At 69.8% G+C, this 1,628-nt stretch carries 1 protein-coding gene and 1 pseudogene; one reads left to right on the forward strand and one right to left on the reverse strand.

Annotated features, from left to right (window positions below; all coding sequences use genetic code 11):
• Nucleotides 1-1,315: pseudogene (locus tag Y705_RS22500) on the forward strand (FAD/NAD(P)-binding protein); the annotation flags it as partial.
• 99 nt (nucleotides 1,316-1,414) lie between these two features.
• On the opposite strand, the gene Y705_RS22505 reads toward Y705_RS22500, so the two are convergent.
• Nucleotides 1,415-1,628 (reverse strand): hypothetical protein (locus Y705_RS22505; RefSeq protein WP_026533469.1); only part of this gene is annotated, 214 nt, incomplete at its 5' end.

Genomic DNA, 1,628 nt, shown 5'->3' on the forward strand with positions numbered 1-1,628 from the left:
CGACGTCGACTGGCGGCGCCTTCCCGCCGGCAAACCCGTGCTGGTCCGCGGTCTGGGGCTGAACTTCTTCGACGCCATGATCCAGCTGACGGAGGGCCGCGGCGGGCGGTTCAGCGCGGGCAGCGACGGCCGGCTGGTCTATGCGGCGTCGGGCAGGGAACCCCGGATCATCGCCGCGTCGCGCCGAGGGGCGCCCTACCGGGCGCGGGAAGCAGCACCCGGCAGTGCCTGCGGACCGGGGGACGAGGTCCGGCCGCCCTACTGCACCCCGGAGTCACTGGCGGCGTTCGCCCAGTCAGGAATTCAGCCCGGGTTCGACCACGACTTCTGGCCGCTGCTGCACCGCGACGTCCTGTGGGCGTACTACGGCTCACTGGCCCGGGTGAATTCCCAGGCGCTGCGCCGGCCCCCGGCGGAGGTCCTTGCCGCGGTGCGCCTGGCCCTCGACCATCCGGGGCCGGAATGGCTCCATACCCTGGGCGAGGTGCTGGACCGAATGGTTCCCGCCGCGCTCCGACTCGACGTCGAAGCACTGGGGCACCCCTTCGCCGGCCGCCACTTCGGAGGCGGCGGCTCCTTCGACGAGGCGGTCCTCGAGTATCTCGACGCCGACGCCGCAGGGTCCGCTCCTGACGTCGATGATCCGCTGAAAGTGGCCATTCGGGCGCTGAATGCCGGCCGGTGGATGATCAAACAGGCGTCGGCCGACGGCGGACTGACCGACGCGGCGTGGACCTCGGAACTGCGCGGCTGGTTCGAACCGCTGGTCGAGGGACTTGCGAGCGGGCCCCCGTTGCAGCGGATCCTCCAATTGGCAGCGCTCGTGCGGGCCGGGCTCGTGCACTTCGTGGGACCGAACCCGAAGTTCGGCGTCGATACCGAGGAAGGGCTGTTCCGGGTCGTGTCACCGTGGGTGGGTACCGAATTCACCGCCCGCTACCTGGTGGAGGCGATGATGCCGGCGAACCGGGTGTCCACGAGCGTTTCGGTGCTTCTTCGCCAGTTGCTCGCTGACGGCGTGGTGAGGCCGCATCTCTTCATGGCCGAGGACGGCGTACCAGTTGCGTCGGGCGGCCTCGACGTGACCGCGCCCCCCTACCGTGCGCTCAATGGCGCCGGCGGGGTCCAGCAGGACTTCTTCGTGATCGGGCTGCAGCTTGCCTCGGTGCAGTGGGGGACGGCCATTGCGGCCGAGGCCGGCGCTTCCCTCGAGGCCGGTGCCCGGACACTGCGCGACGCCGACGACATCGCGAGGGCCATTGTCACGAGTCTTACCGCCTCCGCGGCGCGGGAAGTGCCCCAGCACCAGAGCTGAACGTACCCCGGCAGGAAGCGGGAAACTTTGGAGGGGGTTAAAGGGCAGGATCCCCGCGAGATACCGCGGGGGTCCTGCCGATTCTCCGTCGGGCGTCAGTTAGCCCTTCGCCTTTCCGGGAGGAGTGCACTTCTTGCCCGGCTTGTCGGACCTGGCCTTCTCGGACCCGTGCATCCCCTTGTCAGGGGCTGCTTCCTTGCCGGGCTTGTCCTTGCCGCAGATCGGCAGGGCCGGTTCCACCGGCACCTCGGGGATCACGGCTTCGGCCGTCACCGGCAGGGTGACGGTGGTCTGCGATCCACTTGCCACCAGG

It is taken from the genome of Arthrobacter sp. H41 (assembly GCF_000520535.1).
Classification (GTDB): domain Bacteria; phylum Actinomycetota; class Actinomycetes; order Actinomycetales; family Micrococcaceae; genus Arthrobacter_D.